Raw genomic sequence first — 23,924 nt, 5'->3', positions numbered from 1 at the left:
ACTTGCCAGGGTAATGGCGCGAGGGGAAATCGCTCAATAATGTGCGCCTCTCCGCTTCGATGAGAAGGCCGCTATTCTGTGACTGCACATGACACTGACCTGACCCAAGAGTCGGTGAAGAACACGATTCTGAGAAAACTGCCGAAGGACGCCTTCGACGCATTGAGCCCCCGTCTGGTTCCTGTCGACTTGCCCGTCCACTACACGCTGGTCGAGCCGCGGCAGCCGATCGAGAAGATCATCTTTCTCGAAAGCGGTCTTGGCTCGCTGGTCACCCGCAGTGCCGATGGCAAGAGCGTCGAGGTGCGCCATGTCGGGTTCGAGGGGCTATCCGGCTATTCGACCGTGCTCGGCGTCGACCATACGCCCAACAAGACCTTCATGCAGGCGCCGGGCCATGGTCTTGCGGTCGAGGTTGCGGATTTCAGGCAGCTCATCGAGCATCGGGGGGCGCGCGAGCTGCTGCTGCGCTATGTTCACACCTGCGAGCTTCAACTTGCCTATTCGGTTCTCGCCGCAGCCAAATACACGATGTATCAGCGCCTCGCCCGGTGGCTGCTCATGTGTCATGACCGGCTGGATGGCGATGATCTGCCGATCACCCATGACTTCCTGGCCCTGATGCTGGGCGTTCGCCGCTCCGGTGTCACCGAGCAGCTTCATATTCTCGAAGGGGAACACGCCATCCGCTCGACGCGCGGCAGCGTCCGCATCCTCAGCCGCCCGAAGCTGCTGGAACTCGCCGGCGGCTCCTATGGCGTGCCGGAGCGCGAATATGCGCGCCTGGTCGAGGGATTTGTCTACACGGGCTGAAAGAGGGCGAGTCTCGACCCTGCGCGGCCGCGACGGAGCGACGTCAAGGAGCGGGCTATCCCGCGCGCTCGGCGCTGCAAAGCCAAGGCGCCAAGCGCCCTCGACGCTCGATCGACAGATGCTGCCTCGCCCCGTCATCTTCCTGCAAAAAACCGAATTTTGCGGCTGGACACCGTCGAGCAAGCTGTTATAACCCCGCTCGCTTCACAGGGACACCACGTCCCGCCGGCACCTGCCGGAGAAGAGAGGCCCGGATAGCTCAGTTGGTAGAGCAGCGGATTGAAAATCCGCGTGTCGGTGGTTCAAATCCGCCTCCGGGCACCATTTGCCTTTCCCGTATCGTTGATTTGCTCCTGCTCGCCCTCCCGCGCGCTGGTCTTTGCCGTCGATTTCTCGGCAAGCGCCCCGGCCATCCCGTCCCTATGGTTGCCAGTTCGGGCGGTGGGAGGGGTCGAGGCGGCGGTCGGTGAAATAGGCGGCGCTGATGAAGGCGAGATGGGTGAGGGCCTGGGGGAAGTTGCCGAGGTGAAGGCCGCGTTTGTCCTGTTCCTCGGAAAACAGGCCGAGCGCATTGGCGTAGCGCCGGCCCTTGGCAAGCACCAGCTGCGCCTCGCTGAGCCGGCCGGCCCGCGCCAGGCATTCGGCCAGCCAGAAGGTGCAGGTGGTGAACGCGCCTTCCCCGCCATCGAGCCCGTCATGGGTGCGGTAGCGATAGACGAGCCCGTCGTCGCAGAGCTGGTCCTGGATCGCATCCAGCGTCTTCAGCCAGACCGGATCGGTGGAAGAAACGAAGCGCACCAGCGGCATCATCAAGAGTGCCGCATCGAGCTCCGTTCCACCGCGCTCCTGCACGAAATAGCCGTGCTCGGGATGGCGGAAGTTCTGCCAGACATCGGCGGCGATCGCATCGCGGCATTCCGTCCAGCGCACCAGCGGTGCGGGCAGGGACCGCTTGACCGACAGGCGGATCGCCCGGTCGAGCGCCACCCAGCACATGACGCGGGAGTGCAGGAAGTGCCTTGGCTCGGCGCGGATCTCCCAGATGCCGGCATCGGCCTCCTGCCAGTGGTCGATCACATAGTCGACGATGCCGGCCACATGGTCCCAACCCCTGGCGCTGATGGCCTCGCCATATTTGTTGGTCAGGTAGACGCTGTCCATCAGTTCGCCGAACACGTCGAGCTGGCTTTGGGAATGGGCGCCATTGCCGATCCGCACCGGCCGGCTGCCGGCATAGCCGGCGAAATGGTCGAGCTCCTGCTCGTCGGCGGCCTGCGTTCCGTCGATCGCATACATGATGCGCAAGGGATGGTCGTCATCCGACGCCATGACACGGGCGCCGGCCCAGCGGCCGAACTGATGGGCCTCCTCGATGAAGCCGAGGCGCATGAAGGCATAGACGGTGAAGGAGGCATCGCGGATCCAGACGGCGCGATAGTCCCAGTTGCGCCCGGCCCCGGTTGCCTCCGGCAGCGAAAAGGTGGCGGCGGCGGCAATCGAGCCATGCCGGCGCGAGGTCAGGAGCTTCAGCGCCAGGGCAGAGCGGATCACATCTTCCCGCCAGCGGCCCTTGTAGGTGGATTGCGCCGTCCAGCGCCGCCAGGCCGCGGTGGTCGCCTCGATGTCCCCGAGGATCGTTGCATCGTCGGGTAGCCCGAGATCGGCGTCACCCAGAACGAACCAGGCGCTTTCCCCCGTCGACAGGGTGAATTCGGCGGTCGCCACCCCCTCTTCGGCTCGCAGCGGCACGGAGGCGAAGAGCTGCAGCGTCAGGGCCTTGCCGGTGAACCGCGCCCCCGCTCCCTCCGCCGTGACCTCCGGCGTTTCGCGCGCGTAATCGAAGCGCGGCGCACAGCGCATGGTGAAGCGGATGGTGCCGCGCGTGACGCTGACCCGGCGGATCAGGCAGCGGGCTGCGTCGGTGGGCCGCATCCGGGCATCGGGGTGCGGCATGAAATCGAGGATTTCCGCACTGCCGTCTTCTGCCATGAAGCGGGTGGTTAGTACGTTCGTGTCCGGCAGATAGAGCTGCAGGCTGCGCTGGTCGGGAAGCGCGGCGAGGATGGAAAAGGCGCCGCCTTTGCCGGGGTCGAGAAGGTCGGCAAAGATCGACGGGCTGTCCAGAGCCGGCCAGCAGAGATAGTCGATCGTGCCGTCGCAGGCGACAAGGGCTGCCGTTTCCATGTCGCCGATAATGCCGTGATCGCCGATCGCGCGGGGCGGTTCAGCCATTGTCGCGGAACTCCGGATACAGCGTCATGCCGCCATCGACGAACAGCGTCGTGCCGGTCACGTAATCGGCCTCGTCGCTGGCGAGCCAGACTGCGGCCCGCGCCACATCCTCCGGTTCGCCGATCCGGCCGTAGGGAATGAGCGTCAGCAGTTTTTCAAGCGCTGCTTCCGTTTCCCAGGCCTCCTTGTTGATCGGCGTGCGGATGGCGCCCGGCGCGATCGCATTGACGCGGATACCGTCGGCCGCCACTTCCTGGGCGAGCGAGCGCGTCAGCATGCGGATGCCGCCCTTGGCGGAGGCATAGTTGATGTGGCCGGCCCAGGGAATCACCTCATGCACCGAACTCATGGCGATGATGCTGCCGGCGCTGCGGGCCGGGCGCTTGGCCTTGTCCTGCGCGCGGAACCGCCGCACCGCCTCGCGTGCGCAGAGGAACTGGCCGGTGAGATTGATGTCGATCACCGTGTTCCAGTCGGCAAGCGTCATCTCGGCGATGCCTGCATCCTTCTGCACGCCCGAATTGGCGACCAAGAGATCGACGCGCCCGAAGGCGTCCGTTGCCGCGTCGAAGAGGCGCAGGACATCCTCTTCCTTCGAGACATCCGCCTTGACGGCGCGGGCGCGGCCGCCGGCCTTCTCCAGCCGATCGACCAGTTCCTGCGCCGGCTTGTCCTGCGAGTGGTAATTGACGATGACCGCCGCGCCCGCCAGGCCCAGCGCCTCGGCAACGGCAATGCCGATGCCGGAACTGGCGCCGGTGACGATGGCGACGTGATGGGCCAGGCGTTGCTCTTGGCTCGACATGGCAGGCGCTCCTTCCGTCTGATCGAGATGCCTGTCTTCGACAGGTCGTGAGTGCCTAAAGCTATGGCGGCAAGTTGCGACTGACAGTGCGGGGGCCTGTTTGCCGCAGGTCTTTCCCGTTCAGGCGGCCTGCGGCAGGCGGGCTATCACCTTGATCTCGAAGTCGAAGCCGGCAAGCCAGGTGACGCCGACGGCCGTCCAGTTCGGGTAGGGCGGCTGCGGAAAGTGCTCCTGCTTGACCTTCAGGATGGTTTCGAACTGCGCCTCCGGGTCCGTATGGAACGTCGTGACGTCGATCAGATCATCGAGCGTCGCGCCGGCGGCGGCGAGAACGGCCTGCAGGTTCTGGAAGGCAAGTCGAACCTGCGCCTCGAAATCGGGGTGCGGGCTGCCATCCTCGCGGCTGCCGACCTGGCCGGACACGAAAAGCAGATCGCCGGAGCGAAGTGCGGCGGAATAGCCGTGCTTTTCATAAAGAGCTTGCCGACCGGCGGGGAAAATGGGGACGGGCTGGGTCATCGGGTGTCCTTTCACGATCGGCACCTGTCGTGCCGCGCCGCGTTCTGATATACGGCTCGTATGTAGGTAGCGAGATACGTTCCGTATGTCAAATCGAAATACGAAGCGTATGTGAAAGGGTGTCCATGGCAGGCAAGCGGCTCGAGACGATGCAGGAAAACCGGCTGAAGCTGATCGACGCCGCACGCCGTGCCTTTGCCGAAAAGGGCTATGCCGCGGCATCGATGGATGAGTTGACCGCGGCGGCCGGGCTGACGCGCGGGGCACTCTACCATAATTTCGGCGACAAGCGCGGCCTGCTCGCCGCCGTGGTCGAGCTGATCGACACGGACATGGCCCAGCGGGCCAAGGCTTTGGCGGCCAGGGCCGGGGACGACTGGCAAGGGCTGCTGGCCGAGGGAGTGGCCTATATCGAAATGGCGCTGGAGCCGGAGGTGCAGCGCATCGTACTCCTGGACGGCCCGGCGGTGCTCGGCGATCCTTCGCAATGGCCGAGCCAGAACACTTGCCTGCAAGTGACGCGGGAGACCGTGGAGAGGCTGCGCGATGCCGGTGTTCTGAAGCCGGTCGATGCGGAAGCCGCCGCCCGGCTGGTCAGCGGCGCGGCGCTGAATGCCGCTCTCTGGGTTGCGGCCTCGCCGGATCCGGCGGCCACGCTTCCCAAGGCAGTCGAGGCGTTCCGTGCCTTGGCAAGCGGCCTCCTTGCCACCCCGGCTTCCGCCGAGGTGGCCGAGTGAACCAGAAACGGAAGGCCACCCCGGTCTGCGCCGGGGCGGCCCGCCGAACCGGGGCGGGAACGCCCGCGGACATCAGGCAAGGCGGGCCTCGGCGGTGGCAAAAGCACGGTAGCTGTGGAGCGGACGGCCGAGCCGCTCGGTCAGCCGAACCACGTCGCCCGGCTGCGGCAGCATGCCGTCGGTCACGTAGCGCTCGGCCATCAGCCGCATCTCGTAGGCCATCCACCGTGGCATGAAGGTGCCGAGCGTCTGTTCGAAGCCAGTCGGGTCGTCGCCGCCGTAATGGACCGTGCGGCCGAGCACGTCCGACCAGATGGCGGCAACCTCCGGCCCGGTCAGCGTGTCGGGGCCGACGACGGTGATCGTCTCGCTGGGCAGGCGGGCCGGCGCATCGTGGCGGCGGATCAGTTCAATGGCGGCGAGTTCGGCAATGTCCCGCGCATCGACCATGGCCACCCCCTTGGCACCGATCGGCATCGGATAGACCCCATGGCTCATGATCACATCCCGGACCATCCGGTCGTTGTCGATGAAATAGGAGGGGCGCAGGATCGTTGCGCTGAAACCGACTTCGGCGATCAGCCGCTCCACCGCGGCCTTGACCGCGAAATGCGGCACGGTGTGGAAGCGTTCGGCATTGAGCACGGACAGGTAGACGAGCCGCTCGATCCCGGCTTCCCTGGCAAGGTTCAGCGTGATGAGCGCCTGGGTGAATTCATCGCCCGTCACCGCATTGAGCAGGAAGAGCGTGCGGATGCCCTTCATCGCCCCGCGCAGCGCCTCGATATCGAGCAGGTCGCCCTGGGCGACCTCGATCTCCGCCGAAAAGCCGGCTTTCGCTGGGTCGCGGGTCAGCACCCGAACGGCGGCGCCGCGTTCGACAAGGTTGGCGATGAGGTGGCGGCCGATGCGGCCGGTGGCGCCTGTAACGAGAATGGTCATGACCGTGTGTCCTTCTGGGTTGGTCTGTCTTGACGCCCTGATGGTGCCCGGTTCATCTTTGGTCCGATAGACGGCGTTTTGGGCCAGGTCGTCTCATGGATGGAACGATGGATCTTTTGGCATTGGCAGATTTCGTTCTGGTGGCGCGGCATGGCGGCTTCGGGACGGCGGCGCGGCTCACGGGCCGTCCGAAGGCGACGCTTTCGCGCCGCGTCTCGGAGCTTGAGGCGGCGCTCGATCTGCGGCTGTTCGAGCGCGGCGGGCGAAGGCTTGTCCTGACTGAGGAGGGGCGGGCGCTTTTCGAGCGGACATCGATCCTGCTGTCCGCCGTCGAGGAGACCGCGGCGTCGATCGCCGCGGGCGGCGCAACGCCGAGGGGCCGGCTGCGCCTCAGCACGCCGCTGCTCTTCGCACAGACGGCCATGGGGCGGCTGGCGGCCGGTTTTGCCGCCCGCTACCCGCAGGTGCAGCTGGAGGTGACGGCGGAGGATCGGCCCGTGGATATGGTCGAGGAAGGCTATGATCTGGTGATCCGCGTCAATCCCGATCCGGATGAAAGCCTGGTGGGGCGGATCCTGATGCGCGACCGGCTCGTCGTCGTCGCTCCACCCGGCCTTGCCTTTCCCGATCCGGGAGACCCGGTGCGCAGTGTCGGGCGCCACTTGGGCGAGCCAGGCGACTGGCCGGTCCGTCGGCCGGAAGGCGGAGCGACGATCAGAACCCACCCGACTTTGGCACTCTCCTCCCTCGTCATGGTGCGCGATGCGGTGCGGGCCGGCACCGGCGTCGCCAAGCTGCCGATCTCGCTGGTCATGAAGGATCTTGCGGCCGGTCGGCTGTCGCAGTGGGGCGAGGTCGAAGGGTCGGAGGTCGCGCTCTGGGCGCTCTATCCCTCGCGCCGCCTGCTCAGCGCCCGCATCTCCGCCTTTCTCGACTTCCTGCGGGAGGCCTTCCCGAACGGCACGCCGGACGAACTGTCGGCCTTCATCGATGGGTAAGCGTCACCGCAGACGGCCGATCTTTCGGGAACCGTTCGTCTGCCCGCTGCTTGTCCGAAGGTGAAGGCACGGCATGTCGGATATTTCAAGAAACGCTTGAGAACCGGCGCGCAATCGGCAAAAAGGGCGTGGCCGGTTCGTTGCGCTTTCCCGCTGATCTCCGGCGGCAATTTCCGCACGCGTCGAGCCCCGAACTACCATGAGCAGGGTCATATCCAGAGCGATGACAGGCGAGGGCGTTTCACCGGTGTCAGAGCCGCGCAGGCGGGTGGCACCGATCACCCGTCTCCGCCTCGGTCTCGAGGCGGTGCTGGGCACCCTCGCAGCGCTCGTTCTGGCGCTGCTGCTCGGGCTCGTGCTGACCGGGGTCGCGGCGCGCTACCTTTTTTCCACCGGCTTCATCGGTCTCGAGGAGCTCGGCATCTGGTTGCATGTGGCGCTGATTGCGCTCGGTGCGCCGCTCAGTCTCGGCGGTGCGCTTGCCATGCGGCTCGATGTCGTGGTGCGCCGCCTTCCGGGTTGGCTGGCGCGGCTTGCCGAGGGGCTGGCGGATGCGTTCAGCCTTTTGGCCGGGCTGATCCTGCTGTTTGGCGGCAGCCAGATCATGCGCCTGCTGGGCGGTGTCTCGCCGACGCTCGGCCTGCCGGAATGGGGCCGCTTCGCCTTGCTCGGCGCCGGCGGCGGGTTGATGGGGCTGCTTCTCTGCCTCCGGCGGCTGGAGGAGGGGCGGAGCCTCACGCTTCTGGCCTCGCTGGCTCTCGCGGTTGCCCTCTATCTCGCCATCCCCGAGCTCTTGATCGACACCGATCTGCCGCCGAGCCTGTTTCTCGCGCTCATCGCCACCCTTGGTCTGCTCGTGGCAGCCCCGCTGTCGCATGCCTTCCTTGCGGGCGCCTATGGAGCGATTGCCTTCGGCAGCAGCCTGCCGGAGCCGGCGATCGTTTCAACCACGGTCAGCAGCCTGTCGAAATTCCTGCTGCTCGCCATCCCCTTCTTCCTCCTGGTCGGCGGTCTGCTGACCGCATCCGGGGCTGCCAATCAGCTGGTGCGCTTTGCCGCCAGCCTTGTCGGACACCGAAGGGCAGGGCTCGCGCAGACCACGCTCTTGACCAGCGTGCTCTTTTCCGGCGCATCCGGGTCCTCGGTCGCCAATGCCGCCTTCGGCGCCGCCACCTTCCAGCCGGAGCTCGTCCGCCACGGCACGCCGCCGGCGCAAGCGGGCGCGATCATTGCCGCCACCTCGGTGCTCGACAATATCATTCCGCCTTCGATCGCCTTTCTCATCCTTGCCGCCGCCACCAATCTTTCGGTCGGCGCGCTGCTGGTGGATGGCGCCTTTGCGGGCGCGGTCATGGCTGCCTGTCTCGCCGTCGCCATTCACTGGACGGCCGGCGCGCATGGGGCTGTGCCGCGAGCGAGCGGGGCGGAGCGCCTGCAGGCTGCCCTTGCCGCCCTTCCTGCCATCGGCCTGGGTGTCATCGTCGTTCTCGGCATCCGCATGGGTCTCGTGACGACCACGGAGGCGGCAGCGCTCGCCGCCCTCTACACCCTCGGGCTGGCGCTCTTCGCACGACTTTCTCCCCGCGCCCTCCTCGCCGTCTTCCGCGGGTCTGCGACGGAAGCGGCGGCGATCGGCCTTCTGATCGGCACGGCCGGACCCTTCGCCTTTCTGCTGGCGGTGGACGATGTGGCAGGGCTGGTATCCGGCGCCGTGACCCTGCTGGGCGGCAGCGCGCTCGCCGTGCTGCTGCTCTCCAACCTTATCCTGCTCACGGTCGGGCTGGTGCTCGATATCGGCGCGGCTATCCTGCTGCTTGGCCCCATTCTGCTGCCGGCGGCCACCGGCGCGGGGATTGATCCGATCCTTTTTGGCGTCATCCTGGTCGTCAATCTGATGATCCACGGCCTGACGCCGCCGCTCGGCATGCTGATCTATGTGGTGAGCGGCGTAACCCGGGTGCCGCCGGCCGCGCTGTTTCGCGCCGTCCTTCCCTATCTCCTTGCCCTGCTGGTCGCACTAACGCTGCTCTGTGCCTGGGCCCTTTTCGTCTGATGCCTCTCCCGTTCTCAAAACCCGATCACGGGAGATGGTTTATGTCATCGTCTTCACGCAGTCCGCACGCAAAACCACACACGCGCCGTTGCCGGACATGCCCCAGCCGTCGAAAGAGATCGCCATGACTTCTCTGATCCCGATCCGTCCCTCCCGCCGCCGTTTTCTCGCCGGCGCCTGCGCCACCGGTGCGGCGCTTGCCGCTCCCGCTCTCATCCGCCCTGCCGCTGCCCGCACCACAACGCTGACGGTTGCCTCGCTGCTTGGCGACGACAAGCCTGAAACGAGAGTCTGGCTGAAGATCCGCGATCTGGTGGAGGAGAGGCTGCCCGGCGCGTTCCGCTTCAACATCGTCAAGAACGGCGCGCTCGGCGGCGAAAAGCAGGTGGCCGAAGGTGCGCGGCTCGGCTCCATCCAGGCCGGTCTTTCGACCGTCTCCTCGCTCTCCGGCTGGGTGCCGGAGCTGCAGCTTCTCGACCTGCCTTTTCTCTTCCGCGATGCCGATCATGTTCGCCGGACGGTGGAGGGGCCGGTCGGCCAGGACCTGACGAAGCGGCTCGAGGCGCAAAGCTTCGCCGTTGGCGGGTTCATCAATTACGGTGCGCGCCATCTGCTCGCCAAGGAGCCAATTGCCAGGCCGGAGCAGGTGAAGGGCAAGACGATCCGCGTCATCCAGAGCCCGCTGCACACACGGCTCTGGAGCGCCTTCGGCTGCACGCCCGTCGGCATTCCGATCACCGAAACCTACAATGCGCTCTCGACCGGCGTGGCCGACGCCATGGACCTGACCAAATCCGCCTATGCCGGCTTCAAGCTCTACGAGGTCGTGCCTTATCTCACCGAGACCGGCCACATCTGGGCTTCCGGGGTGATCTTCTATGCGCAAAGCTTCTGGGCGGGGTTGAGCGCGGAGCAGAGGAACGTGTTTGCCGAGGCCTCGCGCGAGGGCGCCCGCCTGTTCGATCACCTGATCGTCGAGGATCAAGCGCGGTCGGTCGATGAAGCCAGGGCCCATGGCGGCAGCGTGCTGCAGCCGGAAGATCGGGAGGCCTGGCAGAAGGGGGCGGAGAGCGTCTGGCAGGATTTCGCCGAAACCGTCGGCGGCCTTGAGCGCATCCGGATGGTGCAAGCCGGGTGATCCCGGCAATCCCGTAAGTTCTCGCGAAAATATAGTCTGCTTATGCAGAAACCTTTGAATCAGCGATGCGTTTAGTGCCGGTTTCATCTCGCATCTCATTCGGTTCGGCTTCTTTTTCCAGGACATCTTCATGAGCACGGTGGCGGCACGGGTCGCTCCGGCTCCGGCGGGGCGTCGGTCGCGCTCTGTCCGGGCCCTGAGCGCGGTCAATTTCTTTCTGGCGGATGTGCGCGACGGGCTTGGGCCCTTCCTCGGCATCTTCCTCATCGGTCAGGGCTGGAGCCCGGCCACCATCGGCGTGGTGATGACGGTGGGCGGCATTGCCGGCATGCTGGCTACGACGCCGCTCGGCGCACTGGCGGATGCCTCGCGCGCCAAGCGCTTCATGGTCGGCTTCTGTGCGGCACTCGTCATCGTCGCCTCGCTCGCCATCCTCTTCGTGCCGACCGTCCCCTTCGTCACGGCGTCGCAGATCGCGACCGGCATTGCCGGAGCGGCGATCGGCCCGGCCATTGCCGGTCTGACGCTCGGTCTGGTGGGCCAGAAGGGCCTTGCCCCGCAGCTCGGACGCAACGAAGCCTGGAACCATGGCGGCAATGTCTTCGCCGCCGCCGGCGCCGGCTTCTTCGGCTATGAATTCGGGCTGACGGCCGTCTTCGCGTTGATGACCGCCATGGCCGTCGGCTCCATCCTGGCGGTGCTGATGATCAAGCCGGAGGATATCGACCATGACGCGGCACGCGGCATCGAGAAGCGCGAGGGCGGCGAAAGCGATCCGCCCTCCGGCTTCAGCGTGCTGTGGAAATCGACCCCGCTCCTGATCCTCGCCGCAACGCTGATGCTCTTCCACTTCGGCAATGGCGCCATGCTGCCGCTGCTTGGCCAGCAGGTGGCAACCCAGGCGGAGAGCAACGATGGCGGCACGGCCCAAGGGGCGCAAGCATCCGGGCCGCAGGTCCAAGGGGCAGACGCAGCCGGATCTCAGGCGGCGGGCGCACCGGGCACGGCCTCGTCCGGCACGAGCGCTATCCCGCCCGGCCAAGCGACCGCCGGCCGGCCTGCGGCCGAAGCGGTGCAGCAGCCGACCAGCCTCAAGAGCCTGCTCTCCGATCCGGTCTCCTACACCGCGGCCACGGTCATCATTGCCCAGTTGACCATGATCCCGGTGGCCTTGCTCGCAGCCGGCTTTGCCGGGCGGCGCGGTTATTTCCTGCTGCTGGTTGCCGCCCTGGTGGCGCTGCCGGTGCGCGGCCTGATCGCCGGCCTTTGGCCGAGCCCCTATGCGCTCATTCCGGTCCAGATGCTGGATGGCGTTGGCGCCGGCCTGCTCGGCGTTGCGGTGCCGGGTCTCGTGGCCCGCATGCTGCGCGGCAGCGGCCACATCAATGCCGGGCTCGGCGCCGTGATGACGGTGCAGGGAATCGGCGCGTCGCTCAGCCCCGCCATCGCCGGCATGATCGTCGCACGCTACGGCTTTTCGGCCGCCTATCTGGCGCTCGCCGGCTTCGCGGTCTGCGGCCTTGTCATCTGGCTGGTGTCCAGCCCCAAACTCGCCGCCGCCTGCGCGGGTGACTGAGCGGGCCGGAGCGCCCTCCGGCCCGATCGTCAATCCGGGCCGGACGTTTCCCCGCAGTCGACGGCCGTCCCGTTCTCAGGCATAGAGCGGCGTCCCGCCGTCTGCTCCTTTCCAGGTCCCCTTCATGGTCTTCAGCGCACATCTTGCGACTTGGGTGCTCAGCGCCCTCACCGTTCTCGGCGTCATCTTCCGGCCCTTTCGCTGGCCGGAATGGATCTTTGCCGTGACCGGTGCTGCCCTTCTGGTCCTGATCGGCCTGCTGCCGCCGGCGCAGGCGCTGGCCGGCGTGCTTTCCGGGCTCGATGTCTACCTCTTCCTTGCCGGCATGATGCTGCTGGCCGAAACCGCGCGGCGCGAAGGCCTGTTCGATACGCTGGCCGCCCATGCGGCACGTGCAGCGCGGGGCTCGCCGCAGCGGCTCTTCGCGCTCGTCTATCTCATGGGCACGCTGGTCACCGTCTTCCTGTCCAACGATGCGACCGCCGTGGTGCTGACACCCGCCGTGATCGCGGTGACGCGCGCCGCCAAGGTGGCCTCGCCCATTCCCTACCTGCTCGTCTGCGCCTTTGTCGCCAACGCCGCCTCCTTCGTGCTGCCGATCTCCAATCCCGCCAATCTCGTCGTGTTCGGCGAACACCTGCCGGCGCTCGGGCCCTGGCTAGCCCGGTTTGCGCTGCCCTCGCTCGCGGCAATCCTTGGCACCTATCTGCTGCTGCGCTGGACGCAGCGGGCGGATCTCGTCGGGGAGACCGACAGTGCGGTTCCGGTTCCCGCATTGTCGCGGGGCGGGCGGATCGCCGCCTTTGGCCTGGCCGCCGGTGCAATGGTTCTGCTCACGGCCTCCTTTCTCGGGCTCGAGCTCGGCCTGCCGACGCTGGCCGCCGGGCTGCTGACGGCATTGGCCGTCACCATCGGCGAGCGATCGAGCCCGCTGCCGCTCGTCAAGGAAATTTCCTGGGCGACACTGGCGCTGGTCGCCGGCCTCTTCGTCATCGTGCGGGCCCTGGAGCTGAGCGGCCTCAGCGATCTCCTCGTCGCCGCGCTGCAGCCGCCGCTGACTGCCCATCCGGACGTCGGCGCGCTTTCAGCCGGGGCCGCCCTGGCCTTCGGCGCGAATTTGACGAACAACCTGCCGCTCGGCCTCATGGCCGGCGCCTTTACCACGGCGGCCGCTTTGCCGGACAAGGTTGTCGATGCCATTCTCGTCGGCATCGACATTGGTCCCAATCTGTCGGTCACCGGCTCGCTCGCCACCATTCTCTGGCTGACCGCGCTCAAGCGGGAAGGGCTGTCCTTCGGCGCGTGGTCTTTCCTTAAGCTCGGCTTCGTCATCATGCCGCCGACGCTGCTGCTCGCCCTTGCCGCCGTGCTGCTGCAGCCCTGGACGTGAGCCGTCTGCCTCAGCGGCGCGGCGTGGCTTTTTGCCCCTGGCCGATGCCGCGCCGGGCGAGATAGAGCTCGATGGCCGCCCGCGTCAGGAAAGAGGCGAGCCCGACGAGGATCGCCACGATGCGGATGCGCGTCTCGTCGCGATCCACCTCGTCCTGGCGAGCTTCGAGAAGCGCCTTCTCGGCCTCTGTGATCGTGCCGATCACACCGCGGATCTGGTCCATCGTCGCCTTTTCCATATTGGCGATCTCGCGTTGCCGCGCGGCTTCACTGCCGGCGCTGTCATGCAGCGCGATCGAGTCCTTCAGCTCGGCGAGCTTTTCGTCGATCAGGCCGTTGAGCATGCGCACGCGTGCCAGCTGGTCTTCATTGTCCGACAGGTGGGAAAGCAGGCCGGCGCGCAGGGTGCTCAACCGCTCCAGCGCCTTGTCATAGGGCTCGAGGTAGCGGCGCTCGCCACTGATGAGATAACCCCGTTGTCCGGTTTCCGCATCATCGAGGCCGATCAACACATCCTTGGTGGTGTCGATCGCCACATAGGTATGGACGACGAGGTCCTGATGGTCGCTGAGCAGAATATGGGTCCAGCTGGTCGCAACCACGCCGGCGGCAATGACGACGCCCACGGGAATCGAGCGCAGCAACACCGCTTCCGTCAAATAGGTCCGGCAGAGACCGCGCCAATCCACCATCCTGCTCTCCGCCGTAGTCTGTAAGAAAGCAGGAAACTGGGTCGGCGGGGAAGAAGAACAAGAGGGTGCAATTTCCCTTGGCGAATCTCGTCGATCAGTGAACGCTCCATCCAAGCCGTTTCAAAAAACTGAACAATGCGTGCTGTAAGCCTAGTCTATCGCAAAGGGCCGCTCTGCCCCATTTTCTGCCCATCGAGCCTGACAGGCGGAAAGGATCAGACCATGCTGAACCAGATCAAGGGCCTGCACCACGTGACCTCCATGGCAGCCAATGCCCGGGTCAACAACCAGTTTTTCACCGATATTCTCGGATTGCGCCGGGTCAAGAAGACCGTCAATTTCGACGCGCCGGATGTCTACCACCTCTATTATGGCGACGAGGTGGGCAGCCCCGGGTCCGTCATGACATACTTTCCTTTTCCGCATATTGCCCGGGGCCGCTTCGGCACCGGCGAAGTGGGCACCACCGTATTTTCCGTGCCGAAGGGCGCCTTGCCCTTCTGGGCCGCGCGGCTGCAGGAAAAGGGCGTGCAGGGCATCGAGCCTGGGATGAGCTTCGGCGCGCCGCGCCTGTCCTTCAAGGGTCCGGATGGCGAGAGTTTCGCGCTGGTCGAGGTTGACGGCGATACCCGTCCTGGCTGGACCGGCAATGGCATCAGCGAGGATCATGCCATTCGCGGCTTCCATTCCGTCTCCCTAAGGCTGAAGGATTCCGGCGCTACCGCCGAGCTCTTGCGCTTCATGGGCTATGAACAGCAGGACAAGGCCGGGGCCGTTTCCCGCCTCGTGGTGCCGGGCGGCGACGCCGCGACGGTGATCGATCTGGAAACCCTGCCGGGGGTCGATCATGGCCGCCAGGGCGCAGGCTCGGTGCATCATGTCGCCTTCGCGGTCGAGAACCGCGAGACGCAGCTGGCGGTCCGCAAGGCGCTGATGGAGACGGGCTATCATGTGACCCCGGTGATCGACCGCGACTATTTCTGGGCGATCTACTTCCGCACGCCGGGCGGCGTCCTGTTCGAAATCGCCACCAACGAGCCGGGCTTCGAGCGGGACGAGCCGCGCGCCGAGCTTGGCCAGGGGCTGAAGCTGCCGCAGCAGCACAAGCACCTGCGTCCGATCCTCGAAGAGCACCTCGAGAAGATCGACTAGGCCGGCATGGCCGCCCCCGGACCAGCCGGGTGCGGCCCTTCCTCTCGCAGAGCGCGCGCCGAACCAGCCGGCAGCGCGGGAGACAGACGATGCACACGCACACCTATCATCATCTCTTCAAACAGGGCGCGCCCGGTGCGCCGCTCCTCGTCACCCTGCACGGCACAGGCGGCAGCGAGACCCAGTTCCATGGCTTTGCCGAAGGGCTCCTGCCGCAGGCGAGCGTCCTGTCGCCGCGGGGCGATGTGTCCGAACATGGTGCGGCCCGCTTCTTCCGCCGGACCGGCGAGGGGGTCTACGACATGGCGGATCTGGCCCGCGCTACCAGGGCGCTGTCCGCCTTCATCCGGGAGATGGCCGCAAAGGCCGGCACCGACGCGGTCTACGGCTTCGGCTTTTCGAACGGTGCCAATATCCTCGCTGCGATGCTGTTCGAGGAGCCCGATCTCTTTCAGCGCGCCGCGCTCCTCCATCCGCTGATCCCGTTCCGTCCGAAGCCGCAGCCGGGCCTTGCCGGGCGACGCGTGCTGATCACCGCCGGCCGGCGCGACCCGATCTGTCCGCCGCCGCTCACGGATGCGCTTGCGACCTATCTGAGGGAGCAGGGGGCCGAGACCACGCTTCTCTGGCACGAGGGCGGTCACGAGATCCGGCAGCCGGAAGTCGACGCGCTCGCCAGCCTCCTTGGCTGACCGACCAGAAACCGCCGGGTCCACCCGGCGGTTCCTTGCCGTCCCGCCGTTCTGGAACCGCCTCAGTACCCCTTGGCGGCGCCGGAAGCGGCGCGGCTGTCCATGGCGCCGTAATAGCGCTGGCCACCGCCCGCCTCGATGTCCGCGAGGCTTTGCCCGCCCACCAGAATGCCAGCCGCCTGGCCCCAGATCGGCCAGCCTTTGTCCGGCCCGATCTCGTGGCCCATGTCGCGCAGGATCTTCAGCGTGTCGGCCGAAAGCGCATAGGGCTCGATCGCCACCGTATCCGGCAGCCACTGGTGATGCAGACGCGGCGCGTCGATCGCCTCCTGCAGGGTCATGCCGTGATCGACGACGTTGAGGATCGCCTCCAGCGTGATGGTGATGATGCGCGCGCCGCCGGGGCTGCCGATGACCATGAAGGGCTTGCCATCGCGCAGCACGACGGTCGGGCTCATCGAGGAGAGCGGCGTCTTGCCCGGCGCGATCGCATTGGCTTCGCCTTGTACCAGACCATAGAGATTGGGCGCTCCCGGCTTGGCGGTAAAGTCGTCCATCTCGTTGTTGAGCAGGATCCCGGTTCCGGGCGCCACCACGCCGGCGCCGAAGGAGCCATTCAGCGTGTAGGTGACGGAGACCGCATTGCCGGCCTGGTCCATGATCGAATAATGGGTCGTTTCCTTGCTCTCGCCGGTGCCCTTGGGCGTCAGCTGTTCGGAAATGCCGGCCTTGGTCAGATCGATCTTCTTGCGGATCTCGGCGGCATAGGCCTTGTCCGTCAGCCGCTCGACCGGGTTCTTGACGAAATCCGGATCGCCGAGTGCCGAATTGCGGTCGACATAGGCATAGCGCATGGCCTCGATCATCCGATGCGCGGTGGCGGCCGATCCATAGCCGAGCTCCGCCAGCGGATAGTCTTCCAGGATGTTGAGGATTTCGCAGAGAATGACGCCACCGGAGCTTGGCGGCGGCGAGGAGATGATCTCGTAGCCGCGATAGGTGCAGGTGACCGGCTTCAGCTCGCGCACCTTGTAGGCCTCGAAGTCGCTCCGCGCCAGGATGCCGCCCGTGGCGCTGCTCGCCTTGACGATGAGATCGGCGATCGGCCCCTTGTAGAAGGCATCCGGTCCCTCGCGGGAGATGGCCGCAAGGCTCTTCGCCAGATCCGGCTGGGTGAGCCGGTCGCCGATCTTCGGCACCTTGCCGTCCTTCAGGAAGATGGCGGCGGCGGCCTTGTCCTTGGCGAGCTTCTGCGATTCCTCGCCAAGCGAGGCGATGTCGCCGGCGTCGAGGACGAAGCCCTTCTCGGCCAGCGCCACGGCCGGCGCCATCAGCGCCTCGCGGCTCATCGTGCCGTATTTGACCCGCGCTTCCTCGAAGCCCATGACCGAGCCGGGCACGCCGACCGCCAGGTACCCGTCGGTGCTGGCGCCCTCGACGAGCTCGCCTTTCTCATCAAGATACATGGTCTTCGTCGAGGCGGCCGGCGCCCGTTCGCGGAAATCGAGGAAGGTGGCGCGCCCATCCGCCAGGCGGATGGTCATGAAGCCGCCGCCGCCGATATTGCCGGCCGTGGGGTAGACGACCGCCAGCGCATAGCCGACCGCCACCGCGGCATCCACCGCATTGCCGCCGGCTTTCAGGATCTCCACTCCGATGTCGGAGGCAAGATGCTGCGCGGTGACCACCATGCCATGATCGGCGCCGACCGGTTCCGGCGCGGCCGCCTGCGCGGCCGGCATCACCAGCATCGAAAGTGCGACGGTCAGCGTCAGACCCCGCAGACGGGTCTTCGGCCTCCGGTAACGAACGGGGATGGGGTGGGACATGGCTTCTCTCCTCCAGCACAGGTCTGGAAGGAGAGATAGCGCAATGGCCGACGCCGGATAGGGATCAGCCGTCGATCCGTGCGACGGCATAGGCCGGCAGATCGAGCGGACCCCCGTCCATCGCCTGCCTCGACAGATCGCCCTTCGCCGCCGCGGCGAGCGACTTCGCATCGAGGCGGAGGCAGGTCGCCGTGTCCGGCAGGTCGAGCGAGGAGAGGTCGATCCGCTGCGCCTGCGGCGTCAGATTGGCGAGCAGGACGGTCGTCTGCCCCCCGCGCTCGACGCGGATCGCCAGCACGTAAGAGGGGTCGGATACGCGAAGCGCCTGGAAGGGGCAGCCTGCGAGTTCGGCCAGCCAGGCGAGCGGCGTCGCCAGCGGCCGCAGCGTCCCGGCTGGTGCCGGCTCACCCTCACCGGCGATGAGACCGAAGGGGCCGGTGACGGCGGAGAGGGTCAGCCCGTCGAGCCCGGCCGGCGCGACGCTGATCGCGGTCCCGAGCGCGAAGGCGGCGGCGAAGAGCCCCGTATGGCGGGGATCCCGGTTCGCCATCGGAATCCGGCTACCGCCCGGGTTCTCCATCGTCCGGCTGCCATAGGGGTTCTGGCGCATGGCGATCGTCGAGGGGCCGATGCGATAGGCGAGATCCGGATAGAGCGCGCGCACCGAGCGGGTGATGAAGGGCAGGGCCTCCAGCGTCTGCATGACGCTGCGATCATCGGCGGCATGGACAATCGGGTTGGTGCAGTGGCTGACGATATCGAGCTGTGCAGGCGGGACACGCTTGCGGTTGAGCTCGGTGAAATAGGAAAGCATGCCGCCACCGAGACGAAGCGCCGGGAACGCCGCGCGGGCCCCGGCATAGACCTCTTCGAGCGGCGGGCAGTCCGGCCATGCGCTGCCGGGCGGCGTCGACTGACGGTCGACGGCCGGCGACACCATCACCGCATCGAGGCGGAGGCGGGCGTCAAGGACCTGACGGGCGATCTCGGCCAGTTCCAGCGCCGGATCGTCCCGGCAGGGCAGAGCGATTTCCAGCATTGTTTCGCCGGAAAATGCCGCAGCAATCTCGGCAAAGGCAGCGAGCGACCGGGCATCGTGGCCTGCGAGAGGATCGTAGTGGAAGAGGAGAGATTGGGCGGCGGGCAGGCGGCTGGTGGAAAGAGCAGCGAGACTGTCTCCTGCCGTCTCCGGCGTGACGACGAGTCCGAGCCGTGGCAACGTGCCCCACGCCTCGCCGGGCCGAACGGTCAGCAGCGCGGACCCCGGTTCGCTGGGCACCGAGCCCTCCGCGCGCTCATCCGTGATGGTGAGCGTGATCCGCTGCTCCAGCACTTCGCCGGCTGCGATCGTGAAGGGCCAGGGCAGGGCAAGCGGGCGAACATACGTCTTGTAGGAAGCATCCGACCAGTTGCGCTGGTCTTCCATTTCAAAGGTGTCGCCCTCCATCCGGCAATCGGCTGTCACGCCGGGGCAGACGTGATGGGTGATGGCGCGCATGTCCTTGAACGGCTGCCAAGGGTCGATGAGATCGGGCAGCACCGTTTCGGCCCGCGCGCCGTCCGTATGCTCGACCGTGACGGGCGTGCCGGCGAGCTCGACGATCGGGTGCAGGATGCAGAAACCGCAGCGATTGGTCTCGAAACCCGTCTCCGTCTCGGCCCGTCCCGTAAAGGTGATGCGCCCGTTGCGCCCTTCGATTTCGGCGGCGATGCGCAGCACCGTTTCGCCCGGACCGGCGCACCGAGCCTTATAGGAAAGCTGAAAGCCGTCTTCGGCCTCCTTCAGATCGAGGCTGGAGATCGCCGGATCATAGGTGCCCCAATCCTTGTCACGGACCAGGAAGGCGATCGAGCGCAAAACCTCGATGCCGTCATAGCGGATGGCACGCAGCGCGCCCGCGGCAAGCTCGGCCGTCAGCCGCCCGGCGCGCAGCAGGCGAACCGGAGGCTCGCGCTCCTCGGTCCCGGTCAGGAGGAAGGTTTCGTCCGTCATGACAGGAGCGGCCCGATCGTCACCGTCTGCTTCGTGGCGGCGCTTTCATAGGCGGCCTCGACCAAGGCGAAGGTCTTGAGATTGTCGACGCCGGAGGTGGAGGTTTCCATGCCGGCCGCCAGGCTCTCGGCCCAATGCTGCTGGATGGCGAAGACGCTTTCCTGGATATTGTGCCAGGGCCGCTCGGCCCAGGGGAGAAGCGCGGGCGGCACATCGCGCCGCGTCGTGCCGGTCGGGTCGGTGACGATCAGCTGGTAGCCTTGCGTCAGCCTGAGCGAACCTTGCCGGCCGTCGATCTCGATCAGGGTTTCGGGGAAGCTTTCCACCTCGGCCCTTGTGGCATAGCTGACATCGACGATCGAGGTCGCGCCGCTCTCATGGTCGAGCAGCATGGTCGCTACATCCTCGCCCTTGATCTTCGGGTTCACCCGCTGCGTGCGGGCGGAAAGGCTCGTGACGTCGCCCAGGATGAAGCGGGCAATATCGAGCGTATGGATGCCGAGATCCTCGATGATGAAGCGCTCGCCCTCGGCCAGGTAAGGCTGGCCGGAAAAAACGTCGAAGCCGGAGCGGAAGGAGAAGCGGCCCCAGAAGGGCGTGCCGATCCGACCTTCGTCGAGCACGCGGCGTACGGCCTGGATCGGCGTCTGCCAGCGGAAGTTCTCGTGGATCATCAGCGGCACGCCGGCACTCTGACAGGCGGCGACCATGGCCTTGGCATCGGCGAGCATCGGCGCAAACGGCTTCTGGCAGATGACCGGCATGCGGTGCTGGGCCGCAAGCTCCGTCAGGGCGCGATGGCTGTTGACCGTCGTGGCGATATCGACGAAGTCGAAACCGCCATCAGCCAGCATTTCAGCCGCATCCTGATAGCGGCGGGCAATGGCGAACTGGTCGCCGACGATGCGCAAGCGCTCGGGATCGCGATCGCAGATCGCAACGATCTCCGCGCCCTTCACATCGCGCCAGGCATGCATCTGGTTGACCGCGAAGAAGCCGCAGCCGATCAGCGCGCCTTTCAGTTCCGCCATGGTCTTATCCCTTCTTGGCAAGCTGCATGAGGGCCACCCGCTGCTGCAGGCGGCGCTGGGCCTGGTCCACGACCACGGCCACGATGATGACGATACCCTTGATGACCATCTGCCAGAAGGAGGAAACCCCCATCATCACCAGGCCATCGGAGAGGATGCCGATGACGAAGGCGCCGATGATCGTGCCGCCGATCGTGCCGCGCCCGCCGGACATGGAGGTGCCGCCGAGCACGGCCGCCGCAATCGCGTTCAGTTCGAACGAGTTGCCCGTGGCCGGGTGGGAGGCCATCAGCTCGGACGAGATGACGATGCCGACGATCGCCGCGCAGAAGCCGGAGAACATGTAGACGAACATCTTCACGCGGTTGACCCAGATGCCGGACATGCGTGCCGCGCGCTCGTTGCCGCCGACGGCGAAGATCTGTCGGCCGAGCGGCACATAGCGGGCGAAATAGGCAGCGGCCAGCGCCACGACGATCAGGATCCAGATCGAGACCGGCAGGCCGAGGATGCGGCCAGAGCCTAAGAACCCGAAGCCCGTTGTGGAAAGCTCCGGCTTGCCGATGAGGTTCGGGAAGGTCTGCCCGTCGGAGGAGAGCAGGGCAAAGCCGCGCGCCACATAGAGCGTTCCCAGCGTGGCGATGAAGGGCGCGACATTGAGCCGGGTAATCAAGAGCCCGTTGACGGCGCCGATCAGAATGCCGATCGCCAGCGTGATCAGGCAGACCTCGACCACGTTGAAATAGATCGTGTAGCCGATCTGCAGGTCGATGCCGTTGAGGATCAGGCCACCCGCCACCATGCCACAGAGGCCGACGATCGAGCCGACCGAAAGGTCGATGCCGCCGGTGATGATCACGAAGGTCATGCCCATCGCCAGGAAGGCGTTCAGCGCCACATGCTTGGACATGAGGATGATATTGGCTGCCGACAGAAAGTTCGGCGCAAAGGCCGAGAAGAAGGCGATGACGGCAAAGAGCGCGATGAAGGTACGCAGCTTCATCAGCGTCAGAAGAAGCGAGCCGCTGTTGGCGCCGGCTGCCGGTGTGGTGGTCGTGGCCGTCGTCATGGCGTCCTGCCCTCGCTCGATTGTGTGGATTTGTGGCCGACCGAGGCGGCCTTGACGATCGCGTCTTCGCTCGCCTCCGCCCGGTCCAGAATGGTGGTGATGCGGCCGTTGCTCATGACGGCGATGCGGTCGGAGAGCGCCATGACCTCCTCGAGATCGGAGGTGGAAAAAAGGATGGCGAGACCTTCGCCCGCAAGGCGCCGCATGGTGCGGAACACGTCGGCCTTGGCGCCGACATCAATGCCGCGGCTCGGCTCGTCCATCAGCAGAACCTTCGGGCTGGTCATCAACGCCTTGCCGATCACGACCTTCTGCTGGTTTCCGCCGGACATGGAGGTCACGTCGAAATCCGGGTTGGGCGCCTTGATGGCGAGATCGCGGATCGCATGGCTGATCGCCGCCTTCTCGCGCTCGCCTTTAATGTGAAAGCCGAAGCGAACAAAGCGGTCGAGGCTTGCCAGCGTCAGGTTGGCCGCGATCGAGAGCACCTGGACGAGACCCTCGCGCTGGCGATCCTCCGGGATCAGCGCCAGGCCGCGCTTGATCCGCGACGGCGTATCGCGCTCGATCACCTCCTGGCCCTCGATGAAGATGCGGCCGGTGGAATGGGCGTGCTGGCCCATGACGCATTCGAAAAACTCGCTGCGGCCGGCCCCCATCAGGCCATAGATGCCGAGTACCTCGCCGGCACGAACCGAGATCGACAGATGATCGACGGCAAGGCCGCCGGTGCGCCGCGCAAGCGAGATGTCTTCGGCGCGGAAGGCCTCGCCGCCGACCGTGTGATCGAGCGACTTTGCGAAATCCTTGGCGTCCGAGCCGATCATCGAGCGCACGATCCAGCGCGTATCGATGTCCTTTACCAGCGCCTGGCCGGTGATTTGCCCGTCGCGCAGCACGGTGATGTAGTCGCCGATGCGCATCAGCTCTTCGAGGCGGTGCGAGATGTAGACGATCGCCACACCTTGCGCCTTCAGCTCGCCGATGACCTTGAAGAGAATGTCGACCTCGGCGGCGGAAAGAGCGGAGGTCGGCTCATCGAGGATCAGAATCCGGGTATCGAGCGAGATGGCCTTGGCGATCTCCACCAGCTGCTGCTGGCCGATCGGCAGGTCTTCCACCATGGTCTCGGCATGAATTCCCGCATCGAGCCGGTTCAGGAACTGGTTGGCCTTTTCGATCTGCGCCTTGTGGTCGATGCCGGCCAGACCCCGGGTGATCTCGCGGGTGGCGAAGATGTTTTCGGCGACGGAGAGATTGCCGAACAGGTTCAGCTCCTGAAACACCATCCCGATGCCGTGTTTCTGCGCATCCGCCGGCGAGTGGAACTCCACCTCCTCGCCTTCCAGCAGGATGCGGCCGAGCGAGGGGCGTTCCACGCCGGCGATCATCCGCATCAGCGTCGATTTGCCAGCCCCGTTCTCGCCGACCAGCACATTCACCGCGCCGCGTCGCAGCGCCAGATTGGCATGCTTGACCGCGACAATGCCGGAATAGACCTTGGTCACGTCCTCGAGGCGAAGGATGATGTCGTCTTGAGCGCCGGGCGCTGTCGGTGCCACGCTTGCCATCTCAGCCGCCGATCGTGATCGTGACGGGAGTTAGAAGCGGCAGCTGGCCGGAGGCGGGCAGCGGGTAGGCGCCGATGGCGTCGATCCTCTTGCCTTCCAGCCCCTCGCGCGGCAACGCCTGCAGCAGGGTTTCATTGGCATGCGCATTGAAGGCCTTGCCGAATTCGGCCCACTGGATCTGGTTCTTGAACTGGTTGAAATTGACGAAGTCGAGGCTGTCGCGAATGGCGGTTCCCTTGATGACCGGGCCGATCTGGACGCGCACATCCGCCTTGCCGTCGCCATCGACATCGGTGTCGAGATAGGCGGCGCGGGATTTCGTCTCGGCCTTCACCACGGTTCCGGAGACCTTGGCGGCGAAGGTCCAAGGGGCGTTGCCCTCCTTTTCCTTGTGACCATATTTCGCCGCGGCGGCATCGAGATTGCTGCCGACAAGGCTTGCCACATCCGCAAAGGGGCCAGCGCGATTGGTGAGGTAAGGAACAACTTTCGGACCCCAGAGCTCGGAAGCCTGGCGAGTGGGGTTGAAGCCGCCGCTCTTCTCTTCCGCAGCCTCTTCCGCCGTCGGTGTCTTGATGATCTTGCAGCCGGTCAGCGCGAGGCCAAGCGCAAGCAGCAGCGATGCGGCGGGAAAACGCGGCATTCCGTCAACTCCGGAAAACAGGGAAAGACGGACGGAGCGTCACGCCCCGT

The 23,924-nt window shown here is 66.1% G+C and carries 20 protein-coding genes and 1 tRNA gene; 10 read left to right on the top strand and 11 right to left on the bottom strand.

All coding sequences use genetic code 11. The features are described 5' to 3' along the window. Positions 1 to 114 precede the first annotated feature (114 nt). Positions 115 to 813, top strand: a complete 699-nt coding sequence (locus tag U8330_RS17010) for a Crp/Fnr family transcriptional regulator (RefSeq protein WP_323106425.1) — start codon at positions 115 to 117, stop codon at positions 811 to 813. A gap of 248 nt (positions 814 to 1,061) precedes the next feature. Continuing rightward, positions 1,062 to 1,137 (top strand) — tRNA-Phe (locus U8330_RS17005). A gap of 96 nt (positions 1,138 to 1,233) precedes the next feature. Here U8330_RS17005 and U8330_RS17000 read toward each other — a convergent pair. The 3 genes from U8330_RS17000 to U8330_RS16990 all read right to left on the bottom strand — a co-directional run bounded on the left by U8330_RS17000 (position 1,234) and on the right by U8330_RS16990 (position 4,369). Beyond that, entirely contained in the window at positions 1,234 to 3,045 is a 1,812-nt protein-coding gene (locus U8330_RS17000; RefSeq protein WP_323106424.1) for a glycoside hydrolase family 15 protein, read from the bottom strand. Further along, positions 3,038 to 3,850 carry a glucose 1-dehydrogenase gene (locus U8330_RS16995; RefSeq protein ID WP_323106423.1) on the bottom strand — a complete coding sequence of 271 codons (813 nt, stop codon included), beginning with the start codon at positions 3,848 to 3,850 and terminating at the stop codon, positions 3,038 to 3,040. The genes U8330_RS17000 and U8330_RS16995 overlap by 8 nt, the downstream gene beginning before the upstream one ends. Before the next feature lie 120 nt (positions 3,851 to 3,970). After that, a complete protein-coding gene (locus U8330_RS16990; RefSeq protein WP_323106422.1) occupies positions 3,971 to 4,369 on the bottom strand; it encodes a RidA family protein in 399 nt (132 codons plus the stop codon). A 125-nt stretch (positions 4,370 to 4,494) separates the two neighbouring features. On the opposite strand from U8330_RS16990, the gene U8330_RS16985 reads away from it, so the two are divergent. Further along, a complete protein-coding gene (locus tag U8330_RS16985; RefSeq protein WP_323106421.1) occupies positions 4,495 to 5,106 on the top strand; it encodes a TetR/AcrR family transcriptional regulator in 612 nt (203 codons plus the stop codon). Between the two features lie 72 nt (positions 5,107 to 5,178). Here U8330_RS16985 and U8330_RS16980 read toward each other — a convergent pair whose 3' ends face one another. Continuing rightward, the gene (locus U8330_RS16980) at positions 5,179 to 6,048 is read right to left on the bottom strand and encodes an SDR family oxidoreductase (RefSeq protein ID WP_323106420.1); all 870 of its coding nucleotides are present in this window, start codon (positions 6,046 to 6,048) and stop codon (positions 5,179 to 5,181) included. A gap of 107 nt (positions 6,049 to 6,155) precedes the next feature. Between U8330_RS16980 and U8330_RS16975 the strand changes: the two genes are divergently transcribed. The 5 genes from U8330_RS16975 to U8330_RS16955 all read left to right on the top strand — a co-directional run bounded on the left by U8330_RS16975 (position 6,156) and on the right by U8330_RS16955 (position 13,203). Further along, positions 6,156 to 7,046, top strand: a complete 891-nt coding sequence (locus tag U8330_RS16975) for a LysR family transcriptional regulator (protein ID WP_323106419.1) — start codon at positions 6,156 to 6,158, stop codon at positions 7,044 to 7,046. 223 nt (positions 7,047 to 7,269) lie between these two features. Continuing rightward, positions 7,270 to 9,099 (top strand): TRAP transporter large permease subunit, encoded by a 1,830-nt coding sequence (locus U8330_RS16970; protein ID WP_416236934.1) that lies wholly within the window; start codon positions 7,270 to 7,272, stop codon positions 9,097 to 9,099. 124 nt (positions 9,100 to 9,223) lie between these two features. Continuing rightward, a complete protein-coding gene (locus U8330_RS16965; protein ID WP_323106417.1) occupies positions 9,224 to 10,237 on the top strand; it encodes a TRAP transporter substrate-binding protein in 1,014 nt (337 codons plus the stop codon). Between the two features lie 130 nt (positions 10,238 to 10,367). After that, entirely contained in the window at positions 10,368 to 11,813 is a 1,446-nt protein-coding gene (locus tag U8330_RS16960) for an MFS transporter (RefSeq protein WP_323106416.1), read from the top strand. A 124-nt stretch (positions 11,814 to 11,937) separates the two neighbouring features. After that, complete coding sequence (locus tag U8330_RS16955; protein ID WP_323106415.1) at positions 11,938 to 13,203, top strand: arsenic transporter; 1,266 nt, start codon at positions 11,938 to 11,940, stop codon at positions 13,201 to 13,203. A 10-nt stretch (positions 13,204 to 13,213) separates the two neighbouring features. Here U8330_RS16955 and U8330_RS16950 read toward each other — a convergent pair whose 3' ends face one another. Then, a complete protein-coding gene (locus U8330_RS16950) occupies positions 13,214 to 13,894 on the bottom strand; it encodes a CHASE3 domain-containing protein (RefSeq protein ID WP_323106414.1) in 681 nt (226 codons plus the stop codon). A 222-nt stretch (positions 13,895 to 14,116) separates the two neighbouring features. On the opposite strand from U8330_RS16950, the gene U8330_RS16945 reads away from it, so the two are divergent. Both U8330_RS16945 and U8330_RS16940 read left to right on the top strand, forming a co-directional pair. After that, on the top strand, positions 14,117 to 15,046 hold the full coding sequence (locus U8330_RS16945) for a VOC family protein (protein ID WP_323106413.1): 930 nt from the start codon (positions 14,117 to 14,119) through the stop codon (positions 15,044 to 15,046). 89 nt (positions 15,047 to 15,135) lie between these two features. After that, a complete protein-coding gene (locus U8330_RS16940) occupies positions 15,136 to 15,738 on the top strand; it encodes an alpha/beta hydrolase (protein ID WP_323106412.1) in 603 nt (200 codons plus the stop codon). Positions 15,739 to 15,800: 62 nt separating this feature from the next. Here the strand turns inward: U8330_RS16940 and ggt are convergent, their stop codons facing one another. The 6 genes from ggt to U8330_RS16910 form a co-directional block, all read right to left on the bottom strand. Next, entirely contained in the window at positions 15,801 to 17,489 is a 1,689-nt protein-coding gene (ggt, locus tag U8330_RS16935) for a gamma-glutamyltransferase (RefSeq protein WP_323107335.1), read from the bottom strand. Between the two features lie 142 nt (positions 17,490 to 17,631). Beyond that, on the bottom strand, positions 17,632 to 19,560 hold the full coding sequence (locus tag U8330_RS16930; protein ID WP_323106411.1) for a hypothetical protein: 1,929 nt from the start codon (positions 19,558 to 19,560) through the stop codon (positions 17,632 to 17,634). Then, entirely contained in the window at positions 19,557 to 20,591 is a 1,035-nt protein-coding gene (locus tag U8330_RS16925; protein ID WP_323106410.1) for a Gfo/Idh/MocA family oxidoreductase, read from the bottom strand. The genes U8330_RS16930 and U8330_RS16925 overlap by 4 nt, the downstream gene beginning before the upstream one ends. Before the next feature lie 4 nt (positions 20,592 to 20,595). Continuing rightward, positions 20,596 to 21,660, bottom strand: a complete 1,065-nt coding sequence (locus U8330_RS16920) for an ABC transporter permease (protein ID WP_323106409.1) — start codon at positions 21,658 to 21,660, stop codon at positions 20,596 to 20,598. Next, positions 21,657 to 23,231 (bottom strand): sugar ABC transporter ATP-binding protein, encoded by a 1,575-nt coding sequence (locus U8330_RS16915; protein WP_323106408.1) that lies wholly within the window; start codon positions 23,229 to 23,231, stop codon positions 21,657 to 21,659. Before U8330_RS16915 ends, U8330_RS16920 begins: the two co-directional genes overlap by 4 nt. Position 23,232: 1 nt before the next feature. After that, entirely contained in the window at positions 23,233 to 23,874 is a 642-nt protein-coding gene (locus U8330_RS16910; protein WP_323106407.1) for a DUF2291 family protein, read from the bottom strand. Positions 23,875 to 23,924: the final 50 nt, after the last annotated feature.

The organism is Rhizobium sp. CC-YZS058 (assembly GCF_034720595.1).
Classification (GTDB): domain Bacteria; phylum Pseudomonadota; class Alphaproteobacteria; order Rhizobiales; family Rhizobiaceae; genus Ferranicluibacter.
Note: the sequence above shows the minus strand (reverse complement) of the source record. Positions and strands in the feature narration are given on the sequence as shown.